This window comes from Ruegeria sp. AD2(2025) (genome assembly GCF_056542385.1).
On the sequence record NZ_JBQFZS010000010.1, the window covers coordinates 157,335 to 178,996 of the forward strand.

The following is a 21,662-nucleotide window of genomic DNA, read 5'->3' on the forward strand; positions in this document are numbered from 1 at the left end:
GCCTGACATGCTGTGGTCATTGTTAAAAATCCTTGTTTTTGTTGCGATTATCGGCCTTCTGGCCCTGGGCGCCGGGTTCCTGATGGAATCCAGCGGCGGGGTGCAGATCACCGTCGCGGGCACGGAATACACACTGGGCCCGCTACAATCGGTGATCGCGCTGGGCGTGTTGGTGCTGGCGGTGTGGCTGTTCTTCAAACTGCTCAGCCTGCTGATTGCAACGCTGAAATTCCTCAACGGCGATGAAACCGCCCTGTCGCGCTATTTCGACCGCAGCCGCGAACAGCGCGGGTATCAGGCGCTGTCGGATGGGTTGATGGCGCTGGCCTCGGGCGAGGGGCGCATTGCGATGACCAAGGCGGCCAAGGCCGAAAAGCTGCTGAACAAGCCCGAACTGACCAACCTGCTGGTGGCGCAGGCGGCTGAGATGACGGGCGACACGCGCAAGGCGTCCGAGACCTACAAGAAGCTGGTGACGAACAGTGCAACCCGCTTTGTCGGTGTGCGCGGGATCATGAAGCAGAAACTGGCCGAGGGCGATGACGACACCGCCCGCAAACTGGCCGAAAAGGCGCTGGCGATGAAGCCCCGGCACGAGGAAACACAGGACGTGCTGCTGACCCTGCAGACCAAGGCGCAGGACTGGGCGGGCGCGCGCTCGACCCTGACAGCCAAGCTGAAATCGGGCCATCTGCCACGCGACGTGTTCAAACGCCGCGACGCGGTGCTGGCCCTGTCCGAGGCGCGCGATATTCTGGATGAGACCAGCACGGTCGAGCAGCAGGAGCACGCGATCGAGGCCAACCGCCTGTCGCCCGACCTAGTGCCCGCCGCCGCGATGGCTGCACGGGCCTATCTGGCCAAGGGCAAGCCCCGCGCCGCGACCAAGATTCTGAAAAAGGCGTGGGAGGTGCAGCCGCATCCCGATCTGGCCCATGCCTTTGCCGAGATCGCGCCGGATGAAACCCCGGACCAGCGGATCAAGCGCTTCACTGCCCTGACCCGCATTCACCCCGATCACATGGAAACCCGCCTGATCCGCGCCGAATTGAACATCGTGGCCGAGGATTTCCCCGAAGCCCGTCGCGCGCTGGGCGATCTGGTCGAGAAACAGGCCGATGCGCGGGCCTATACGCTGATGGCGGCGGTCGAACGGGGCGAGGGCGCCTCGGATGCGGTGGTGCAGGGCTGGCTGGCCAAGGCGCTAACGGCGCCGCGCGGTCCGCAATGGGTGTGCAACAACTGCCATGACATTCAGCCCGAATGGGGGCCGGTCTGCCAGAATTGCAACAGCTTTGACACGCTCAGCTGGCAGACCCCGCAAACGCCTGAGATCGCCAGCGCAACAGGTGTGCACATGCTGCCGCTGATCGTCGGCGCGCTTGAGAATCAGGCCGAGATAGACGAGGCCGACGCGGACGAGGCGGCAGAGGATGAAACCCCCGCCGAGGCACCCGAAGAGGATGTGATCGAAGCGCAGGCCGAACCGGTTCAGGATGATGTCGCCCGGCAGGCCTGATCGTCAGCGCGCGGTTTCGACGTTGAACGCGTCGTTCCACAGCTTGAACAACTCGGCCCGCCGGTTCTGATCGCGCGCGACCAGCAGGGCAGGTGACAGCGGAATGAACCGCCGGGCGCTGGGCGCAAGCCCGGTATCGGCGGCGTCCAGACGGGCCACCAGACCCGAGGCGGCCAGCAGGTCCTGCGCCTCGGGCGACAGCAGGAAATCCAGCAGCCGGGTGGCGGCCTGAATGTTCCCGGCCTGCCGCGGGATCATGTAGGCGCGGGACAGGACCAGCGTGTAATCCTCGGGCAGGATGACACCCACACCGGGGGCCTCGGCGCTGGCGACATATGACCCCAGCACGTTATAGGCGATCAGGAACCGACCCTGCGCCACGTCGTCAATGATGCGCGCCGAACAGCAGGTGGCCACCGCGTCGATGCGCGCAAAGCCTTCAATCAACGAGCCGAAGGTCGTCGCCTCAAGGCTGTCGCCATAGGCAAACAGATATCCAAGGCCCGAGGCGGCGATGTCATAGGTGGCAACCCGCCCGCGCAGCAATTCGGGCTGGGTGCGCATCGCGTCCAGCAGGGCAAAGCGGCTGCGCGGAACCTCGTGATCCTTCAGCCCGTCCTTGTTGTAGACGATGACGGCGGGCTCGGTCGTGATCCCCCACAGCTCGTCCCGCCAGCGGCGGGCGGACGGCAACGCCTGCGTCGCGGGTGAGCTATAGCGGCTGGCACAGGCCGCGTTGACCAGCCACACCATCTGCTGCACCGCCGAAGACAGCACCGCATCCGCCGCGCCTTCGCCGGTTCTGCAGGCCGTCCGGCTGTGCTGAAACAGCGCGTTTGACCCCCATTGCTCGTAGGTGATGGTCAGGTTCGGGTTCAACGCCGCAAACCGTTCGATCACCGGGCGGATGATGGCGATGTCGGTGGTCGAGCGCACCAGCATCGCCTCGGGGCCTTGCCCAAACTGTGCCGTATCTTCCTGCGCCCGTGCAGCGGTTGTCAGGGTCAGCAGGAAAAGACCGATAAGCCGGATCATGAGGCGCCTCCTTCCGATGCCGCCGGAAAGCTGAGCGCGGCGCGAAAGCCGCGGTCGTCGCTGGCCATTTCGACCGTGCCGTCAAAGGCCTCGGCGGTGGATTTCACGATGGACAGGCCCAGCCCGGTGCTGTCCTCGCCCGAGCCTGCGTTGCGGTTGAACCGCGCGCCCAGATGGTCGGCAATCGCCCGGTCCGGCCCCGGCCCGCAATCGCGCACCCAAAGCACGGCGCGACCCCCAGCCAGTTCGGCCCCGATGCCGACCGGAGGCTGCCCGTGCCGCAGCGCATTGCCCAGCAGGTTCTTGGCCGCCTCGCCGATGGAAAAGGCATCGGCCCGCACCAGCACCGGCTGTTCGCCGATCTCCAGCCGGACCTCGACGCCGGGGGCGATGACCTCGTGATCGCGCTGTTCGACGATCTCCAGCGCCACCTCGCGCAGATCAACGGGGCGGCGGGGGGCGCTGTCGATACGGTGGATCACCATGGCGCGCGACAGAAGCTGATCCAGCAGCGTACCCAGCGACCGGGTCCGGCCCAGCAGCCGATCCAGCGCCCGGGCGCGGGCCGGGGCGTCGGGGTCGTCCTGTGCGATCTCGGCCTGCACGCGGATGGCGGCGACGGGGGTGCGCAGCTGATGTGCGGTATCGGCGATCAGGTTGCGCATCGTATCCACCTGCCGGTCCAGCCGCCCCATGAACCGGTTCATCGCGCCCAGCATCACCTGCAATTCACGCGGCAATCCGGCGCTGGGCATCGGCGTCAGATCATACGGGTCGCGCCCGGTCAGATCATCCGACAGCGCCTCGAGCGGGCGCAGGGCCGAGCGGGTGACGAACCACGACATGATGACCAGCAGCCCTCCGGCCAGTGCCATGGGCAACAGCGCGTCGCGCATCAGCCCAGCGGTCATCGAATGGCGCGCGCGCAGGGTCTGACCGACCAGAACCTCGACCTCGCCCGAGAAATCACGTTCGGCAAACAGCCGCGCCACGCGGACGAACCGTGCGGGCTCGCCATTCAGATCGGCGGCGAAATATTGCGGCGCGGTGCCGGTGGCGGGCGGGGCGTCGATCACCGTGTCGCGGTCCAGCCCGGTGATGAAGGGGCCGCCGGGCACCTGAACCGCGTAGTAGATACGGTCCTCGGGCGCCTGCGCCAGCAGCTGAAATGCCGAAACCGGCAGGTCCACCACCGGTGCGCCGTCCTGAATGCGTACCGATTCCGCGATGTCGCTGGCCGCGCCCAGCAGCAGTCGGTCATAGGCCTGCCGCGCTGCCAGCCGACCGTTGGCCCAGATCGACAACGCTACCAGCAGCCCGCCCAGCACCAGGATCAGCACCACGGCGCTGAGCACGCGGGCCGTCAGGCTGTGGGGCAGGTGCAGGCTACCCATCCAACCCGATCCGATATCCCACCCCGCGCTGGGTGGTGATGCTTACGGCACTGCCCGAGAATTTCTTGCGCAGCCGGGCGATATACAGCTCGATGGCGTTTTCGCCAACATCGGCGTCCTCGAACCCATAGAGCGAATCGTAAAGCCGCGCCTTGGACATATACTGCCCCTCGTGCCGGATCAGGGCGTCCAGCACGGCGGCCTCGCGCGCGGTCAGGTTCAGGCGCTTGCCGTCCAGCGTGGCGCTGCGGTCCTTGGGGGCGTAGATCAGGGGCCCCAGCGTGACCTGTTCGGTCTTGCGATCCGCATCGCGGCGTACCAGCGCGCGCAGCCGGGCCTCAAGCTCGCGCTGATCGAAAGGCTTGCCCAGATAATCGTCGGCCCCCTTGTCCAGCGCGGCCACGCGATCCTCGACCGAGGTCAGCGCCGTCAGCATCAGAACCGGTGTCCGGTCGCCCGACGCGCGGATCTTGGCAAGGAAGTTCAGACCCGACCCGTCGGGCAGGTTGATGTCCAGCAGCATGGCGTCATAGCTTTGCACCGCGCGGAAATCCTGCGCCGCCTCGACCGTGGTGGCCAGATCGCAGACGACGCCGGACCGCGCCAGATGGGCGACCACACCCTCGGCCAGATCCTCGGCATCTTCGATCATCAGAACGCGCATATCCCCCTCGCCCCCTTGGTCAGTTTGGCGTGACAGGTTCGTGACAGGTTTATCGTTACACAGAACGGACCCGCACGAAAGACCCCGACCGTGGCAGGGATCGGTTTCGGCCGCGCGCGCGGCCCAAAAAGACCCTAGGAGGAGGAACGAATGAAACTGTTTGGAACCAGTGGCGCAATTGCGGCTGCTGTCTTTGCCCTGTCCGGCGTAGCTGCCAGTGCACAGGAATGTATCGCCCCCGCCAACCCCGGCGGCGGCTGGGATTTCACCTGCCGCCAGGTGGGTAAATCGCTGCAGGATCTGGGCCTGATCGACCAGACCATGCAGGTGGTGAACCTCGCCGGTGGCGGCGGAGGTGTGGCCTTTGCAGAAGTTGTGAACAAGCGCGGCGAAGATAATGAGCTGATCGTGGCCGCCAGTGCCGCAACCGCCACCCGTCTGGCGCAGGGCGCGTATCCCGGCAACACCATGGATCAGGTCCGCTGGCTGGCCGCCATCGGTGCCGATTATGGCGTGATTGCCGTCGCGGCCGACAGCCCGGTCAACACGCTGCCTGAACTGCTGGATCAGATCAAAGCCGACCCGACCGCCGTGTCGGTCGCGGGTGGCTCGGCCGTGGGTGGCTGGGACCACCTGAAGGTGCTGATCGCCGCCAATGCTTATGGCATCGAGGATGTCCGTTCGGTCAAATACATCGCCTTTGATGGCGGTGGCGAGGCCGTGACGCAGCTGCTGGCCGGTTCGGTTCAGGCCTTTACCGGTGACATTTCCGAGGCCAAGGGTTTCGTGGATTCCGGTGACATCAAGGTCATCGCCGTCCTGGCCCCCGACCGCCTGCCCGGTGAGTTCGCCGACTTCCCGACTGCAAAAGAGCAGGGCGTTGATGCAATTGGGGCCAACTGGCGCGGCTTCTACGCTCCGGGCGGCATGACCGACGACGCCTATGGCGACTGGGTCGGCAAGATCGGTGATCTGTACGCCTCGGACGAGTGGAAAGAGGTCATGGCCGCAAACGGTCTGGCCCCGCTGGACCTGCAGGGCGCTGACTTCCAGAACTTCGTGGCGGAATCTGTCGGGCAGATTCAGACCATCTCGAAAGAGATCGGGATCATTAAGTAACCACTCACGAAGACCCGGGCGCGGCCTTGTCTTGCCGCGCCCGGGATCACCAGATTTACCCGCAAAAATAGGAGACACCGATGAGTGACCGTATCTTCGGGGTCGTCGGACTGCTGCTGGCCATCGGATTTGCCATCTCGGCGCTGGCCATCGAGGAAAGCTTTCTGTCCGATGCCGTCGGGCCCAAGGCCTTCCCCCTGATCATCGCCGCTATTCTGGGCCTGTCGAGCCTTGTCATCGCCATCCGCCCGGATGCCGAACCCGAATGGCCCACGCTGGGCCGTCTGGTCGAAGTCGGCGCGGCCGTGGTCGTGATGATCCTTTATGCCGAGTTCCTGCCCATCGCGGGCTTTGTTATCGCCACCGCCTTTGCTGCCGCCTATCTGGCCTGGCGTCTGGGCTCGGGCCCGATCGAAAGCGTCATCGTCGGCATTGGCACCTCGCTGGGCATCTACGTCATTTTCCATCTGGTTCTGGGCCTGTCGCTGGCCCGTGGCCCGCTGGGGTTCTGAGGAATAGAACATGGAAACTCTTGCATCTCTTGGCGACGGGTTTGCCATCGCGCTGACATGGCAGAACCTGATGCTGGCCCTGCTGGGCTGTTTTCTGGGCACCATCATGGGCGCGCTGCCCGGTCTTGGCCCGTCGAACGGCGTGGCCATCCTGATCCCGCTAGCCTTTACGCTGGGGCTGGGGGCCACGCCCTCGCTGATCCTGCTGACCAGTGTCTATTACGGCGCAATGTACGGGGGCCGGATCTCGTCGATCCTGCTGAACATCCCCGGGGACGAGCCCGCCATGATGACCTGTCTCGACGGGCATCCAATGGCGAAAAAGGGCTTTGCCGGTGAGGCGCTGTCGCTGTCGGGCATCGCATCCTTCGTAGGCGCGTTTCTGGCCACATGGGGCCTGATCTTCCTTGCGCCGCAGCTGGTGAAGATCGCGCTGCTGTTCGGCCCGGCCGAGTATTTCGCCCTTTTCGCACTGGCGTTCATGACGCTGGGAGGCGTGTCCTCGACCAATCAGGCGAAATCGGCCTTCGCCGCTGCCCTGGGTCTGGGGCTGGCCACCATCGGCGTCGATACGCAGACCGGCGTGCCGCGTTTTACCTTTGGCGAGGTCCATCTCTATGACGGGTTGGATTTCCTTGTGGCCATCGTGGGCCTGTTCGCCCTGTCCGAAGTGTTCATCTTCCTTGAACACCGCCACGGCGGGTCGGATGCCACCAGCAGCAAGCTGAACATTGGTCGCCTCTATCCGCCGCTGTCGATGGTCAAGAAATGCACACCGACCATGCTGCGGACGTCCTTCCTTGGCTTCATCGCCGGTGTTCTGCCGGGGGCGGGCGCGTCGCTGGGCTCGTTCATCTCGTATTCGATGGAGAAACGGCTGGTCGATAAAGAGAACACCTTTGGCACCGGTGATCCCCGTGGCGTGGCCGCGCCCGAGGCCGGCAACAACGCCGCTGCTGGCGGCGCCCTGGTGCCGATGCTGGCGCTGGGCGTGCCGGGATCGGGGACCACAGCCGTGCTGCTGGCGGTTCTGCTGGCGCTGAACATCACGCCGGGGCCGCTGCTGTTCACCCAGAACCCGGATGTGGTCTGGGGCCTGATTGCGGCGCTGTTCATTGCCAACTTCATGCTGCTGGCGATGAATATCCCGATGGTGGGCCTGTTCACCCGCGTGCTGATGGTGCCCTCGCGCATTCTGATGCCGATCGTGGCGATGGTCAGCTTTGTCGGCATCTACGGCATCTCGGGGTCCAGCTTTGATCTGCTGGTGATGATCGGGTTCGGCGTCATGGGCTGGGTTCTGCGCAAGCTGGACGTGCCGCTGGTGCCGATCATCCTTGGCACGCTGCTGGGCAACTCGATGGAGAACAACCTGCGCCGCGCCGTCACCATCGACAACGGCAACTGGTGGACCCTGATCGACAGCCCGCTGTCCATCGGTCTGTGGGCGATCGCGATCATCGGCTTCGTCCTACCCTTGATCGTGGGCGCGCGCCTGAAGGCCAGGATGCACCAGCGTCGCGACGAAGAAGGCGCGATCAGCGACTGATTACTGTTGGGGCCGTCCGTCAGTTGGCGGCCCCAAACTCCGATTGTTCCCGTCAAATCCGTTTGCTAACGTCTGCTCACGCCGGGGGAGGGCGTGCAGACCGAAATGCTGGACTATTCGCATAACGCCTGGCTTGTGGCGGCCTCGTTGGCCGTTGCCTTGATGGCGGGCTTTACCGGTCTTTACCTGACCCATGGCGCGTCGCGGCTGGATAGCCAGCGGCGCAAGCTGGTGGTGGCGCTGGCGGCGGTCGTGCTGGGCGGCGGCATCTGGTCGATGCATTTCGTCGCCATGCTGGGGCTGCAGCTGCCGATCCTGTTCTATTACGACGCGCTGATCACGCTGATCTCGGCGCTGGTGGCGATCCTGATGGTGGGGCTGGCGCTGCTGCTGCTGCATTTCCGGCTGCGCACGGTTCAGACCATGGTCTGGGCCGGGGTGATCGTCGGTCTTGGCATCGTGGTGATGCACTATATCGGCATGGCGGGGATGCAGCTCTGCCGCCCGGTCTACAACGCTCTGGATGTCGTCCTGTCGACGCTGGCCTCGGTGATCCTGTCGGTTGCTGCGATCTGGGTGGCCTATGGCAACCGGACCCAGCGCAACATCCTGCTGGGCACGGTCTGTTTCGGGCTGGCGGTGTTCACCATGCATTTCGTCGCCACCGGCCTGACCGATTTCATTGCCAGCGACAGCCCCGGCGGCGCGGGCCCGGCGCTGGACAATCAGGTTCTGGCCATGGGCGTCACCGTCTCGGTCTTTCTGATCTGCGGGGCCTTCCTGCTGACCGGGATTTCCTTCGTCGAGCCGAAAGAGGCCCCCGCACAGCCCACCCCTGCGCCCGAACCCGCAGCCCTGCGCGCCGGTGTCCCGTTCGAGCGCGAAGGCCAGACCTTCTTTGCTGAATCCGCCCGCATCGCCGCCATCCGGGCCGAGGGGCATTACACCGTCCTCTACATGGGGTCTGAGAAACTGTTCTGCCCGTGGTCGATCACTGAGGCCGAAACCCGCCTGCAACCTGACGGGTTCCTGCGCGCCCATCGAAGCTATCTGGTCAATCCCCGTCATGTCTCAAGCTTCGAACGGCACAAGGACAATGGCACCTGCTATTTCGACGGGATAGACGCCCTGCCCAAAGTGCCGGTCAGCCGGTCGCGGCTGACCGATATCCGCGACGCGTTGGGTCTCTGATCGCAGTTCGTGCAGCCCATTCGCATTTCGTGAAACAAGCTGCGCGCCCTGTTTCCGTTGGCTGGAATGGCTGATCCCCGCATCCTCTGCTGGCTGCAGGTCCCCCAAGACATACTGCCCGGACCCAGGGAGGAAACATATGATACCAGCCGGTTTTGAGTATCACCGGCCAGGCGACATCGCCTCGGCCATCGGCATTCTGCAGGAACACGGAGACGAGGCGCGCGTGATCGCGGGCGGGCACAGCCTGATCCCGATGATGAAACTGCGCATGGCCGAGATGGGCCATCTTGTCGATCTGCAGGCCATCGAGGAATTGAAAGGCATCGAGGTCGGGTCCGACACCGTGACCCTTGGCGCGATGGTCACGCAGCATGAGCTGATCACCCATGATGGCCTCGCCTCGGCCATTCCGCTGATCCGCGAGGCGGCGTTGCAGATCGCTGATCCGCAGGTGCGCTATGTCGGGACGGTTGGCGGCAACGTGGCCAATGGCGATCCGGGGAATGACATGCCGGGGCTGATGCAATGCCTGAACGCGACATTCGATCTGTCCGGCCCCGATGGGTCCCGCAGTGTCGCCGCGCGGGAGTTTTACGAGGCTGCGTATTTCACCGCCCGTGAGGATGAGGAAATCCTGACTCGGATTTCGATCCCGGTGCCGGGTGCCGGTGTCGGTCAGGCCTATGAAAAGCAAAAGCGCAAGATCGGTGACTATGCCACCGCCGCCGCCGCCGTGATGGTGGGCAACGGAACGGCCTCGGTCGCGATGACCAATTTGGCCGACACGCCGGTCTGGTCCGAAAGTGCAAGCGCTGCGCTGGCTGATGGCGATGTGAACGGCTGCGTTGCTGCGATGCTGGATGCGATCGAACCCGTTGCCGACAACCGCGGACCTGTCGAATTCAAGAAACATGTGGCCGCCGTGATGCTGCGCCGCGCCATCGACCGCGCGCAAAGCCGCGCGGGTTGAGGGGAGGAAACCATGTCGAAAATGCACGTCAAACTCACCGTGAACGGTAAAGAGGTCGAAGGTCTGGCCGAGCCGCGCACGCTGTTGATCCACTTCCTGCGGGAAGACCTGAAAATCACCGGCCCTCATATCGGATGTGAAACCAGCCATTGCGGGGCCTGCACCGTGGATATCGACGGCAAGTCCGTCAAATCCTGCACGACCTTTGTCGCGCAGGTAAACGGCGCCGATATCACCACCGTCGAGGGGCTGACCAATGACGATGGCAGCCTTGGTGTGTTGCAGGAAATGTTCCGCGAGCATCACGGGCTGCAATGTGGCTTCTGCACGCCGGGCATGATCACCCGCGCGCACCGCTTGCTGCAGGAAAACCCGAACCCGACCGAGGAAGAAATTCGTTTCGGAATGGCCGGGAACCTGTGCCGCTGCACCGGATACCAGAACATCGTCAAGGCGATCTCGGCCTCCGCCGAGGTTCTCAATGGGCAGAAGGAGGCCGCGGAATGAACGACCAGACTCTGACCCCCGAAGAACGCGCCGCCAACCTCAAAGGGATGGGCAGCTCGCGCAAACGCGTCGAGGATGTGCGCTTTACCCAAGGCAAGGGCAATTATGTCGATGACATCAAGCTGGACGGGATGCTGTTCGGCGACTTTGTGCGCTCCCCCTACGCACATGCCCGCGTTGTCAGCGTGAACAAAGAGGCCGCTCTGGCGCTGCCCGGCGTGATCGCTGTTCTGACCGCTGAGGACCTGTCGCCGCTGGGCCTGCACTGGATGCCGACCCTGGCTGGTGACAAGCAGATGGTGCTGGCCGATGGCAAGGTGCTGTTCCAGGGCCAGGAGGTCGCTTTTGTCGTCGCCGAAGACCGCTATATCGCGGCGGACGCTGCGGAACTGGTCGAGGTTGAATATGAAGAACTGCCCGTTCTGACCGACCCCTTCGAGGCGCTGAAGTCCGATGTGGTTCTGCGCGAAGACCTTGAGGGCCAGACCGAAGGCGCGCATGGCCCCCGCAAGCATCACAACCACATCTTCACATGGGAGCAAGGCGACAAAGACGCGACCGAGGCTATTCTGGCAGAGGCCGATGTCGTGGCCGAAGAGATGGTGTACTATCACCGCACCCATCCCTGCCCGCTGGAAACTTGTGGGTCCGTGGCCAGCATGGACAAGGTGACCGGCAAGCTGACGCTCTACGGTACGTTTCAAGCCCCGCACGCGATCCGGACTGTTGTGTCGCTGATCTCAGGCATCGCCGAGCACAATATTCGCGTGATCAGCCCTGATATCGGTGGCGGTTTCGGCAACAAGGTCGGGGCCTATGCGGGCTATGTCTGCTCGGTCGTGGCCTCAATCGTGACCGGCCAGCCGGTGAAATGGGTCGAGGACCGGATGGAGAATCTGATGTCCACCGCCTTTGCCCGCGACTACTGGATGCAGGGCAAGATCGCCGCCACCAAGGATGGCAAGATCACCGGTTTGTGGTGCCATACGACCGCGGATCACGGCGGGTTTGACGCCTGTGCCGATCCAACCAAGTTCCCGGCAGGCTTCATGAATATCTGTACGGGGTCGTATGACATCCCCACCGCTTATCTGGCCGTGGATGGTGTCTATACCAACAAGGCTCCGGGCGGGGTGGCCTATCGCTGTTCCTTCCGTGTGACCGAGGCCGCCTATTTCATCGAACGCATGATCGAGGTTCTGGCCATCAAGCTGAACATGGACGCGGCCGAGCTGCGGCGGATCAACTTTATCACCAAGGACCAGTTCCCGTATCAGTCTGCGCTGGGCTGGGAGTATGACTCAGGCGATTATCACACCGCTTGGGACAAGGCGCTGAAGGCCGTGGACTATGACGGTCTGCGGGCGGAACAGGCGCAGCGGGTCGAGGACTTCAAAGCTGGTAAAACCCGCAAGCTGCTGGGCATTGGTCTGACGCATTTCACCGAAATCGTGGGTGCCGGGCCGGTGAAGAACTGCGATATCCTCGGGCTTGGCATGTTTGACTCGTGCGAAATCCGCATCCACCCAACGGGGTCTGCCATCGCGCGGCTGGGGACGATCTCGCAGGGTCAGGGTCACGCCACGACCTTCGCTCAGATCATAGCCAGTGAGATCGGCCTGCCGGCTGATGATATCACGCTGGAGGAAGGCGACACCGACACGGCACCTTACGGTCTTGGGACCTATGGGTCTCGGTCCACGCCTGTGGCCGGAGCGGCAACGGCGATGGCTGCGCGCAAAATCCGTGCCAAGGCGCAGATGATCGCGGCCTATCTGCTTGAGGTTCATGATGATGACGTCGAGTGGGATGTGGATCGCTTCGCGGTCAAGGGCGCGCCCGAGCGGTTCAAGACGATGAAGGAAATCGCATTTGCCGCATATAATCAGGCGTTTCCAGGGCTCGAACCCGGTTTGGAGGCCGTCAGCTACTATGACCCGCCGAACATGACCTATCCGTTCGGGGCCTATATCTGCGTCATGGAGATCGACGTGGATACCGGCGAATGGGACGTTCGCAAGTTCTATGCGCTGGACGATTGCGGCACCCGGATCAACCCGATGATCATCGACGGGCAGGTCCATGGGGGCGTGACCGAGGCGCTGGCCATCGCGATGGGGCAGGAGATTGCCTATGACGAGATGGGCAATGTGAAGACCGGTACGCTGATGGACTTCTTCCTGCCGACCGCGTGGGAGACGCCGAACTATATCACCGACTACACGGTGACGCCGTCCCCGCATCATCCGATTGGTGCCAAGGGTGTGGGTGAGAGCCCGAATGTGGGTGGCGTGCCGTGCTTTTCGAATGCGGTGCATGATGCGTTCCGGCCGTTTGGGTTGGTGCAGAGCCATATGCCGCATGATCATTGGCGGATCTGGAAGATTGCCAATGGGTTGGGGATGCATGGGTGATTGGGTTCGGACCGGCTTGGGCCGGTCCGATCGAGCAAGGGGGCTCTGCCCCCTTGGACCCCCGGGATATTTTTAGCCAGATGAAGATTGGATCCTGGTTTTGACTTTGAGTGATGTGCAGAACGGGTTGGCCGCGCAAGGCTATGTTGCTGATGATCGGTTGGCGATGGCGTTGCATCTGGCGCGGGCTTTAGGGCGGCCTTTGTTGCTGGAGGGGCCTGCTGGGGTTGGCAAGACCGAGGTGGCCAAGGCGATGGCGGCCTGGCTTGAGGCGCGGTTGATCCGGTTGCAGTGTTACGAAGGGCTGGATGCCAGCCACGCGATTTATGAGTGGAATTATCAGCGGCAGTTGTTGGCGATCCGCGCGAGTGAAGCGCACGGAGGCGTTGGGGAAGCGCAGTTGTTTTCTGACGCCTATCTGCTGAAACGACCCTTGTTAGAGGCTATTTCGCAGGATGTGCCTCCGGTTTTGCTGATTGATGAGATTGACCGGGCGGATGAAGAGTTCGAAGCGTATCTGCTGGAAATCTTGTCCGACTTTCAGGTCACGATTCCCGAGCTTGGGACTGTTGAAGCGAAGGCGCGGCCGATTGTGATTCTGACGGCCAATGGGACGCGGGATCTGTCGGATGCGCTGCGTCGGCGGTGTCTTTACAGTTTTCTGGATTACCCGTCGAAAGAGACAGAGATGGCGATCCTGCGGGCGCGGATGCCCGAGGTTGAGGCGCTTTTGGCGCGTCAGATCATTGGCGTTGTTCAGGCGCTGCGCAAGGAAGACCTTGAGAAGGTGCCGGGGATTGCCGAGATGCTGGATTGGGCAGCGGCCCTGTCTGGGCTGGGTGTCAACGATCTGGCGCAGGCGCGCGACGAAATACAGGCGACTTTGGTCTGTTTGCTGAAGACGGCGGCAGATTTTGGTGCCGCGCCGCCCGAGGTGATGGATCGCCTGATTGGAAAGGTCGCCTGATGCAGGTGACGCGCTTTCCGTCTCGGGCCTTGGGCCTTGCCGACCGGATGTCGGGGTTCATCGCGCATCTGCGCATGAACGGGTTGCGTGTGGGGCCGAAAGAGACAGGCGATGCGCTTGCTGCCCTGACTGCGGTTGACGCGACCGATGTCGATCAGGCGCGGCAGGCGTTGTGTGTGCTGTTGGCGGGCGATGCCGAGGACTGGCGGCGGTTCGACGCGTTGTTCGATGCTTATTGGTACAACGCGGGCAAGCAGCGAGCGGGTCAGGCGCAAGCAGCGCATGTGCGCGTGCAGTCAGCCAAGCCGATGATCTGGCAGGGGTCGGATCAGGACGCGGAGACCAGGCAGACGGATACAGATCAGGCAGCCACCACTCCTGGCCCGGGCGACGGGGAGGTCGAAGGGATGGACGGGAAGCTGATTGCGACCCGCAAGGCCAACCTGTCGCGCCGGGACCTGCGTGAAGTGATGGACGAACAGTCTCTAAAACGGGCGGAAATGGCGGCTGAGCGTTTGGCGCGGGCGATCCGGGATCGGCGGTCGCGGCGGCGGAAACGGGCCTTGCGCGGCACGGCTTTGGACATGCGGCGCATTCAGCGGGCCAGTCTGGCGCGCGGGGGTGAGCCCATCGACCTGTTCCGTCGCGCCCGCCCGCCGCGCCCGATGCGGATTGTGGCCTTGTGCGATGTCAGTGGCTCGATGACCGTTTATGCGCGCGTTTTTCTGGCCTTTCTCAAGGGACTGATTGGAAGCGGCACGCAGGCCGATGCCTATCTGTTTCACACCAGGCTGATGCGGGTGACGGATGCGTTGCGGGACCATGATACGATCCGTGCGGCGGGGCGGCTGTCGCTGATGGCCGAGGGCTTTGGCGGTGGCACCGATATCTCCGGCAGTCTCGAGAGCCTTCTGGACGGCTATGGCGCGCAGGCGCTGAATGGGCGGACGGTCGTGCTGATCCTGTCGGATGGCTATTGCAGTTCCGATCCGCAGGCGCTGGGCGCGGCGCTTGCGCGGATCCGGCGCAAGGCGCGGCGGATCGTTTGGCTGAACCCTTTGAAGGGCTGGGATCGTTATGAGCCCATAGCGGCCGCGATGCAGGCAGCGCTGCCGCATCTGGATGCGCATCTGCCTGCCAATACGCTGCAGGCGCTGGCTGCGCTGGAACCTCAGTTTCGCAAGTTGTGAAAGGACCCCATATGCCCGGTTTCGACATATTCGACACCATCGAAGACCTGCGTCAGAGCGGGGACAGTTTCTGCGTCGCCACGGTGCTGCGCACGGCGGATGTGACCTCGGCCAAGGCGGGGGCCAAGGCGGCGATTGCACGGGATGGGCGGATATTGGGCCATCTGGGCGGGGCCTGTGTGCAGCGGGCGGTCCGGGCGGCGGCCCAGGCGGCGCTGGAGAGCGGCCAGCCCGCGATGATCCGTGTGAAACCCTCGGACAAGGTGGTGGCCATGACGGACTCGGACGGTGTGCAGACCTATAAAAGCGGATGCCCCAGCGGCGGCACTGTCGACCTGTTGGTTGAACCCTATCAGCACGCGCCGAGGCTGGTGATCTTTGGCGACACGCCGATTGCTGCGGCACTGGCGGCGCATGGTACTCTGGCCGGGTTGCGGGTTTGCCTGCCGACAGGGGCGGCGGAAGCTCAGACCCGGTTTGACCCCGATGACCTGCCTGCGCTGGGTCTTGAGCCGCGGGATTTCGTCGTTGTCGCCTCGCAGGGCAATGGCGATGGCGCGGCGTTGCAGGCGGCGTTGGGCTCGGCGGCCCGTCGCGTGTCGATGGTGGCCAGTCGGCGCAAGGCGCAGGTGCTGTGTGACAAGCTGATCAAGCAGGGGATGGACCCTGCGCGCGCGGCGCAGCTCAAGGCGCCCGCCGGGCTGGATATCCACGCCGTCGACCCGCATGAGATCGCACTTTCGATCCTAGCCGAGATCGTGCGCTGGCGAAACACTGATACAGTGAAGGAGAGCCGTGACGATGAAAAGCTTGCGTAGATGGCTGCGGGCGATCTGGCCCGCGCGCCCCGAATTAAGCGCAAAAGAAGCGACCGAAGAGGCGCTGCGCGTCTATCCAAGATGTTGTTGATCAAAGGGAAACAGGAATGGAACTGAGTGACGAAATCCGCATCAAGGCCCCGCGCGATGTTGTGTATCAGGCGCTGAACAACGTCGATGTGCTGCGCGACTGCATCCCCGGATGCGAAGAGTTGATACAGGCCGGTCCCGATCAGCTTGAGGCCAAGGTGGTGCTGAAGGTTGGCCCGGTGAAGGCGAAATTCGCGGGCGAGGTGACGCTGGACACCTCGAACGCGCCGAACGGGTTTTCCCTGATGGGTGAAGGCAAGGGCGGCGCTGCCGGGTTTGCCAAGGGCGGCGCGGATGTGACGCTGACCGAAGACGGGGATGAGACGGTTCTGGCCTACACCGCCAAGGTCGATATCGGCGGCAAGATCGCGCAGTTGGGCAGCCGGTTGATTGCGGGCACCGCCAAGAAGCTGTCAGGCAAGTTCTTCACGACATTCGGCGAGGTCGTCTCAGAGCAGACCGTGCCCTGACCGGGTGATCTGAGACGTGGTCTCGTGCCGGTAGCGTTCCACCGGCTGCAGGATGGCCGACGGAAAACCGGGCTGGTTCGGGGCATCCGGCCAGCCCTGCGGCTCCAGCGCGAGGCCGGCGAACGGGCTGTAGACTTGCCCGTTCAGACCGACCCGGCCCGGTTCGTCGAGCCCGGCGGCGGAATAGACCTGCAGCCCCGGCTCGGTCGACGCCAGATGCAGGCAGAGCCCCGAGCGCGGCCCGCAAAGCGATGCCACAGGCCGCAACGCCTGCCGCCCATCCGAGACACAGAAATTGTGATCAATTGCCTGCGTCCCGATCCGGCGACGGGTCTGGAAATCCAGCGGGCTGCTCGTGACCGGGGTCAGTGATCCGGTTGGGATCAGGTCGTCATCGACCTGTAGATAGTGCGGCGCATCAATTTGCAGGTGGTGCTCAGCGATGGTCTCGCCGCCATCGAGGTTGAAATAGCTGTGCGGGGCAAAGCTGCAGGGGGTGGGGCGGTCGCATTCGGCATCGATCGACAGGCGCAGGGTGTGATCTGCCCCGATCTCATAGGTCGCGCGGACGGTCAGATGTCCTGCAAACCCCATGTGCCCGTCCGGCATCTGCAGCGACAGGGTGGCAGCATTTTCGCTGACCGCCTCGATCTGCCAGACCTGACGGGCGCTGCCCGCGCTGCCGCCGTGCAGCGTGTGTCTGCCCCGAAAGTTGGCGTCGGTGTGGTGGACCTGCCCGTCAATCTCATAGCACGCGCCACCGATGCGGTTGGCGAAACGGCCAACGATGGCACCGAAATAGGCGCTGCTGTTCACATAGCCGTCCAGCGTCGACCAACCCAGCACCAGAGGATGCGATACGCCGTCCAGCCGGAGGTCCTGCAGCGCGGCGCCATAGGTCAGGATGCAGGCCCGCAGCCCACCGTTCTGCAGCGTGATGCGATGCACCGGCTGGCCATCAGGCATCTGCCCGAAGGGGCTGATATTCGGGGCCTGTTCCATGGTCGTCTAAACCCCCTCGGGCGGGTTGGGGATGGCGCGGTAGTGTTCTTTAGAGATACGCTCGATCCCGTGTAGCCCAAGGGCTGCCCGGTCCGCCGGATCAAGCTGTTCGATGGCCGACCGGACGGCGGCAAAAATCGCGTCCGCGTCATTGCCGAGTGCGGTGATCAGGGGCAGGCCCGGAGTGGGCTCGGTCCAGTCCAGAACGCGCAGCTTTGGGGCAAACCCCTCATGCGCGCGCATCAACCGCCATGAGACCGCGTCCAGTGCGGCAATATCCGCCCGACCCTCGGCCACCGCCCGGGCCGAGCCCAGATGTCCCCCGGTCTGCAGGCGGTTTTCAAACCAGAACCCATGCGCCGTCAGATGCCAGTAGGGCGCGGCATAGCCCGATTGCGAGAAGGTCTGGTTATAGGCAAAGACCGCATCCCGATACGCCCCGAATTCTTCGCGCTTATCATCGGCGCGCACCACCAGCGCGCTGCGGTAATAGCCGGGTGGGCAACCCGCCAGCCCATAATCCGGTGTGCCCACCAGCGCGACCTTATCGTGCAGCCACGTCCGGTAAGGTATCCCGCAGGTCTGGCTGAGCACCAGATCGGGGTCCTGCCAGACCGAGAATTCCTCGGCCTGCTGCGACAGATGTTCGGGGCTGTCGATCCCGGCTTGCCGCAGGGTTTGGCGGATCAGGGACCAGTACCGCCCATGCGCGCCCTCAAGCTGCGGGCGGGCGTACATCATCAAGCTGGCGATCATTGCATCTGCCCGAACAGCTCATACAGCTCGATGGTGGTCTTCACCCCGACCTTCTGCTGAATGCGGCCTCGATGGATTTCCACCGTGCGCGGGCTGATGCCCAGCTCAGCCGCGATTTCCTTACTCGACGTGCGGGCGGGGTGGGTCAGGATATGGTGCAGCACCTGTTCCTCGCGCTCGGTCAGCAGGCCGCGCTTGTCCGCCAGCTCCTGCCGTCGGGCTTTTTCCGTGCGCAGTTGCGCACCCAGTTCCCATGCGGATTCGATCCGTTCGATCAGAACGGTCAGGTCAAAGGGCTTTTCCAGAAAATCAATCGCACCGGCCTTGGTCGCCCGCACCGATTCCGGGATGCCACCGTGCCCCGAGACAAAGATGATCGGCAGGGTCGAGTTCTGACGGACCAGGTGATCCTGCAGTTCCAGCCCGTCCATGCCGGGCATTCCGTAATCCAGAATCAGACAGCCCGCCGCATCCGCGCTGACCTGATCCAGAAACGATTGCGCATCGGCGAAATGCGAAACCACCATGCCCCGCTTGCCCAACGAACGGGACAGGGCGATGCGCACATCATCATCGTCATCGACAATATAGACGGTCGGCTTGGTCATGACGTGCCCTCTGCGTCGCTGTCGCTGCGGCGCAGGGTGAAACAGAACCGCGCGCCCGATGTGCCGTTGGGATCATGCCAGATCGTGCCGCCATTGGCCTTGACGATGGTGCGGCAGATCGACAGGCCCAGACCCATCCCGTCGGTCTTTTGGGTATCGAACGTGTTGAACAGGGTCACATCGGCGCTGACACCGGGCCCGTTATCTTCGACCCGGACCTCGACAAACTCCGCCGTGATCTCGGTGGCGATGGTGATCCGGCCCGCAGGGACCGGCGCGCGGGCTAGCGCGTCGATGGCATTGCGCAACAGGTTGACCAGCACCTGCGCGATCTGCGTGCGGTTGCCGATGACCTGCGGCAGAGGGGTCTCGGCATAGGTCAACGCGATGTCATGCACCCGGGCCTCGCCCTCCATCAGGGTGACGGTCTGCCGGATCAGCCCGCCCAGCTCGAACGGTGTTTGCCGCCCGCGATCCTTGCGCACCACTTCGCGCAGGGCGCGAATGATGTCACCGGCGCGGCGCGACTGGCGGTCGATATCGGTCAGGATCTGGCTCAGCTCGGGGTCGGGATCGCCGATTTCCTCAAGCGTGATCTTGGCCGCATCCACATTGTAAGAAATCGCGCTCAGCGGCTGGTTCAGCTCATGCGCCAGCCCCGAGGCCATCTCGCCCATCAGATTCACCCGCGCCACATGCGACAGATCACGGCTGAGGCGGCTGGCCTCGTCCTCGGCCTGTTTGCGGTCGCTGACATCATCGACAATGGCAACCGCGTGGTCCGGCACGCCGTTTTCATCTCGGATCAGGATCGCATTCACCCGCAACCAGATGGTCGAGCCGTCCTTGCGGATAAACTGGTTTTCCACGATGAATTCGGAATCCTGCAACAGTGTTTCGCGGAACTTGACCGCGATCTGCTGGCCATCATCGGGCAGCGTTTCTGCCAGCGTCATGGCCTCCAACTCGCCGGGTTGATAACCCATGATGTCGCAAAGCTGCTCGTTCACCCGCAGGAACCGGCCCGTTTCCGGCGAAATCTGCGCCATCCCGCGCGAGGCCAGATCGAAGGTGCGGCCATAGGCGGTCTCAAACCGCTGCCGCTGGCGCACCTCCTGCGCCAGCGCGGCTCCGGTATCTTCAAGTTCGCGATAGGGGCTGTGCAACCCTTCCTCGGGGGTAATTTCGCCGCTTGAAACGCGCCGGGTCTGGCTGGCGAAGCTGCGCACCGGGGCATAGATACGATCGGCCAGTGCCAGACCGATAGCGCCGGTCAGGATGGCGATCGACAGCGCAATCCAGATGCCCTGCACCCGGTTTTTCTTGATCTCGCCGATGAAGTTGTCTTCGGCGGCGTAAAGCCCGATCAACCAGTTCAGGCCGGGCTCCGACACGTCGATCAGCATTGCGACATAGTCCTGACCACCCAGTTCGAAATCGGTATGAACGGGGCCTTCGACCTCGGCCTTGTCTTTCTGCACTAACGTACCAAAGGCCTGTCGTGCCAATGCGTCGTTGATCTGGTCAACCATCGGCAGTTCCGGATTGTCGAAATCCGCATCCTGATCGATCAGGACCAATGTCGGATGCGCCAGAACCGAGCCATCCTCGTTCAGCACCAGCGCCGCGCCGCGTCGTTCCGACCAAATGTCCAGCAGAAAGCCCGACAGCGCATCGATCTGGATATCGATGCCCAGAATGGCGCGGATTTCGCCCGCGTCGTCCAACACCGGCACGCCATAGGTGATCCCCGGCTGGCGGGTCGTGTAGAAGATATAGGGCTGCGTCCAGATCGGGGCTTTCGCGGCATCGACCATCGTGAACCACGGACGGGTGCGGGCCTCGTACGTGTCGGTCTGGGTCTCGGCGGTTTCCAACAGGGTAAAACGGTCGTTGCGCCATTGGAAATCCGCCGGATGTTCGGTGATCTCGGGCGCAAAGGGCGGGATGGTTTTGGTGCGGTAGCGACCGGGTTCTTCGGTGCGCATCACATAGACGAAGCGCCCGGTTTCATCGGCCAGATAAATCCCGGCCAGCTGCGGGGCCACTTGCAATTGCTGAAAGAAATGACTTTCCAGCGCGGCGGTATCGTTGATGTCCAGCACATCGTTTTCCGCCAGCCGCCGCGTGGCATCCAGCACCTGCCGCGCCGGGTTCAGAAAGTTCTTAACCTGACCGATGACATTGACGCTGACCTCGTTCAGCGAAATGCGCGATTGCCGCAACAGCGCGTTTTCCGAGCTGACAAAGGTCGACAGCGTGACCGACAGCACCGCCACAAACTGCAGCCCCGCCAGACACAGGGCCAGCGTCGCGCGCAGCGATCTGCGCCTGCGGGCGGGTTCGGCCTGATCCCGGCGGAAATCCTGTTGCGCTGTGCTGTCCAATCTTCTGTCCAGATGGTGGTTGCGGATGGGCTCGGACCATGATGCCCGCGCCCTGGCCCCCAAGCCTATACGTAATCTACCGTATAGACACGCGCCGATTGGTTTCGCTTTCATCTTTTGCATCTGGGTGGCTGATTCCAAAACCGTGTTTTGGGTCGATCAGGCATTCCCACAAGGATCAAAAAAGACTGACAACAGGAGTGTCAAAGTGCTCAATAAATCTTCGATCACAGCGGCTGTAACTGCTGCGTTTCTCGCGCCGGCTGTTTATGCAGAGGAGTTTATCACGATTGGGACGGGTGGTGTAACGGGTGTTTACTATCCGACGGGTGGTGCGATTTGCCGTTTGGTGAACAAGGGGCGCAAGGAACATGGGGTTCGGTGTTCGGTGGAATCGACGGGTGGGTCGGTTTACAACATCAACACCATTCGCGAGGGCGAGCTGGAGTTTGGTGTGGCGCAGTCGGACTGGCAGTACCATGCGTATAACGGCACCT

The 21,662-nt window shown here is 63.3% G+C and carries 20 protein-coding genes; 13 read left to right on the forward strand and 7 right to left on the reverse strand.

Going from position 1 to position 21,662, the window contains the following annotated elements; all coding sequences use genetic code 11:
• The first annotated feature begins 7 nt into the window (after window positions 1-7).
• A complete protein-coding gene (locus tag ACR1XV_RS17925; RefSeq protein ID WP_480533825.1) occupies window positions 8-1,519 on the forward strand; it encodes a heme biosynthesis HemY N-terminal domain-containing protein in 1,512 nt (503 codons plus the stop codon).
• Between the two features lie 3 nt (window positions 1,520-1,522).
• Here ACR1XV_RS17925 and ACR1XV_RS17930 read toward each other — a convergent pair whose 3' ends face one another.
• Genes ACR1XV_RS17930 through ACR1XV_RS17940 form a run of 3 tightly spaced genes read right to left on the reverse strand, consistent with a single transcriptional unit; the run spans window position 1,523 to window position 4,612 of the window.
• Window positions 1,523-2,554, reverse strand: coding sequence for an ABC transporter substrate-binding protein (locus tag ACR1XV_RS17930; RefSeq protein ID WP_480533826.1), 1,032 nt, complete (start codon window positions 2,552-2,554; stop codon window positions 1,523-1,525).
• Window positions 2,551-3,948 (reverse strand): sensor histidine kinase, encoded by a 1,398-nt coding sequence (locus ACR1XV_RS17935; RefSeq protein WP_480533828.1) that lies wholly within the window; start codon window positions 3,946-3,948, stop codon window positions 2,551-2,553. The genes ACR1XV_RS17930 and ACR1XV_RS17935 overlap by 4 nt, the downstream gene beginning before the upstream one ends.
• Complete coding sequence (locus ACR1XV_RS17940; protein WP_480533830.1) at window positions 3,941-4,612, reverse strand: response regulator transcription factor; 672 nt, start codon at window positions 4,610-4,612, stop codon at window positions 3,941-3,943. Before ACR1XV_RS17940 ends, ACR1XV_RS17935 begins: the two co-directional genes overlap by 8 nt.
• Window positions 4,613-4,762: 150 nt before the next feature.
• Here ACR1XV_RS17940 and ACR1XV_RS17945 point away from each other — a divergent pair, with 150 nt between their 5' ends.
• From ACR1XV_RS17945 to ACR1XV_RS17995, 11 genes are all read left to right on the forward strand, one after another.
• Complete coding sequence (locus ACR1XV_RS17945) at window positions 4,763-5,731, forward strand: Bug family tripartite tricarboxylate transporter substrate binding protein (RefSeq protein WP_480533832.1); 969 nt, start codon at window positions 4,763-4,765, stop codon at window positions 5,729-5,731.
• A gap of 80 nt (window positions 5,732-5,811) precedes the next feature.
• Window positions 5,812-6,243 carry a tripartite tricarboxylate transporter TctB family protein gene (locus tag ACR1XV_RS17950; RefSeq protein WP_480533834.1) on the forward strand — a complete coding sequence of 144 codons (432 nt, stop codon included), beginning with the start codon at window positions 5,812-5,814 and terminating at the stop codon, window positions 6,241-6,243.
• A gap of 10 nt (window positions 6,244-6,253) precedes the next feature.
• Window positions 6,254-7,792: a tripartite tricarboxylate transporter permease gene (locus ACR1XV_RS17955; protein WP_480533836.1), complete on the forward strand. Its 1,539-nt coding sequence runs from the start codon at window positions 6,254-6,256 to the stop codon at window positions 7,790-7,792.
• Window positions 7,793-7,897: 105 nt separating this feature from the next.
• On the forward strand, window positions 7,898-8,983 hold the full coding sequence (locus ACR1XV_RS17960; RefSeq protein ID WP_480533879.1) for an MHYT domain-containing protein: 1,086 nt from the start codon (window positions 7,898-7,900) through the stop codon (window positions 8,981-8,983).
• Window positions 8,984-9,122: 139 nt separating this feature from the next.
• Window positions 9,123-9,956: an FAD binding domain-containing protein gene (locus ACR1XV_RS17965; RefSeq protein ID WP_480533838.1), complete on the forward strand. Its 834-nt coding sequence runs from the start codon at window positions 9,123-9,125 to the stop codon at window positions 9,954-9,956.
• 12 nt (window positions 9,957-9,968) lie between these two features.
• Window positions 9,969-10,463, forward strand: coding sequence for a (2Fe-2S)-binding protein (locus ACR1XV_RS17970; protein ID WP_480533840.1), 495 nt, complete (start codon window positions 9,969-9,971; stop codon window positions 10,461-10,463).
• Window positions 10,460-12,877 carry an aerobic carbon-monoxide dehydrogenase large subunit gene (locus ACR1XV_RS17975; protein WP_480533842.1) on the forward strand — a complete coding sequence of 806 codons (2,418 nt, stop codon included), beginning with the start codon at window positions 10,460-10,462 and terminating at the stop codon, window positions 12,875-12,877. The genes ACR1XV_RS17970 and ACR1XV_RS17975 overlap by 4 nt, the downstream gene beginning before the upstream one ends.
• A gap of 100 nt (window positions 12,878-12,977) precedes the next feature.
• Entirely contained in the window at window positions 12,978-13,844 is an 867-nt protein-coding gene (locus tag ACR1XV_RS17980; protein WP_480533844.1) for an AAA family ATPase, read from the forward strand.
• Window positions 13,844-15,034: a vWA domain-containing protein gene (locus ACR1XV_RS17985; protein ID WP_480533846.1), complete on the forward strand. Its 1,191-nt coding sequence runs from the start codon at window positions 13,844-13,846 to the stop codon at window positions 15,032-15,034. Before ACR1XV_RS17980 ends, ACR1XV_RS17985 begins: the two co-directional genes overlap by 1 nt.
• Window positions 15,035-15,045: 11 nt before the next feature.
• A complete protein-coding gene (locus ACR1XV_RS17990) occupies window positions 15,046-15,852 on the forward strand; it encodes an XdhC family protein (RefSeq protein ID WP_480533848.1) in 807 nt (268 codons plus the stop codon).
• 107 nt (window positions 15,853-15,959) lie between these two features.
• Window positions 15,960-16,412, forward strand: coding sequence for an SRPBCC family protein (locus ACR1XV_RS17995; protein ID WP_480533850.1), 453 nt, complete (start codon window positions 15,960-15,962; stop codon window positions 16,410-16,412).
• Here ACR1XV_RS17995 and ACR1XV_RS18000 read toward each other — a convergent pair.
• Genes ACR1XV_RS18000 through ACR1XV_RS18015 form a run of 4 tightly spaced genes read right to left on the reverse strand, consistent with a single transcriptional unit; the run spans window position 16,392 to window position 21,165 of the window.
• Window positions 16,392-17,414, reverse strand: coding sequence for an aldose epimerase family protein (locus ACR1XV_RS18000; protein ID WP_480533852.1), 1,023 nt, complete (start codon window positions 17,412-17,414; stop codon window positions 16,392-16,394). The genes ACR1XV_RS17995 and ACR1XV_RS18000 overlap by 21 nt on opposite strands.
• 6 nt (window positions 17,415-17,420) lie before the next feature.
• Window positions 17,421-18,170 carry a phosphate/phosphite/phosphonate ABC transporter substrate-binding protein gene (locus ACR1XV_RS18005; protein ID WP_480533854.1) on the reverse strand — a complete coding sequence of 250 codons (750 nt, stop codon included), beginning with the start codon at window positions 18,168-18,170 and terminating at the stop codon, window positions 17,421-17,423.
• On the reverse strand, window positions 18,167-18,778 hold the full coding sequence (locus ACR1XV_RS18010) for a response regulator transcription factor (protein ID WP_480533856.1): 612 nt from the start codon (window positions 18,776-18,778) through the stop codon (window positions 18,167-18,169). Before ACR1XV_RS18010 ends, ACR1XV_RS18005 begins: the two co-directional genes overlap by 4 nt.
• The gene (locus ACR1XV_RS18015) at window positions 18,775-21,165 is read right to left on the reverse strand and encodes an ATP-binding protein (RefSeq protein WP_480533858.1); all 2,391 of its coding nucleotides are present in this window, start codon (window positions 21,163-21,165) and stop codon (window positions 18,775-18,777) included. Before ACR1XV_RS18015 ends, ACR1XV_RS18010 begins: the two co-directional genes overlap by 4 nt.
• 25 nt (window positions 21,166-21,190) lie before the next feature.
• Here ACR1XV_RS18015 and ACR1XV_RS18020 point away from each other — a divergent pair.
• The coding region (locus tag ACR1XV_RS18020) for a TAXI family TRAP transporter solute-binding subunit (protein ID WP_480533860.1) at window positions 21,191-21,662 on the forward strand (472 nt) is incomplete at its 3' end.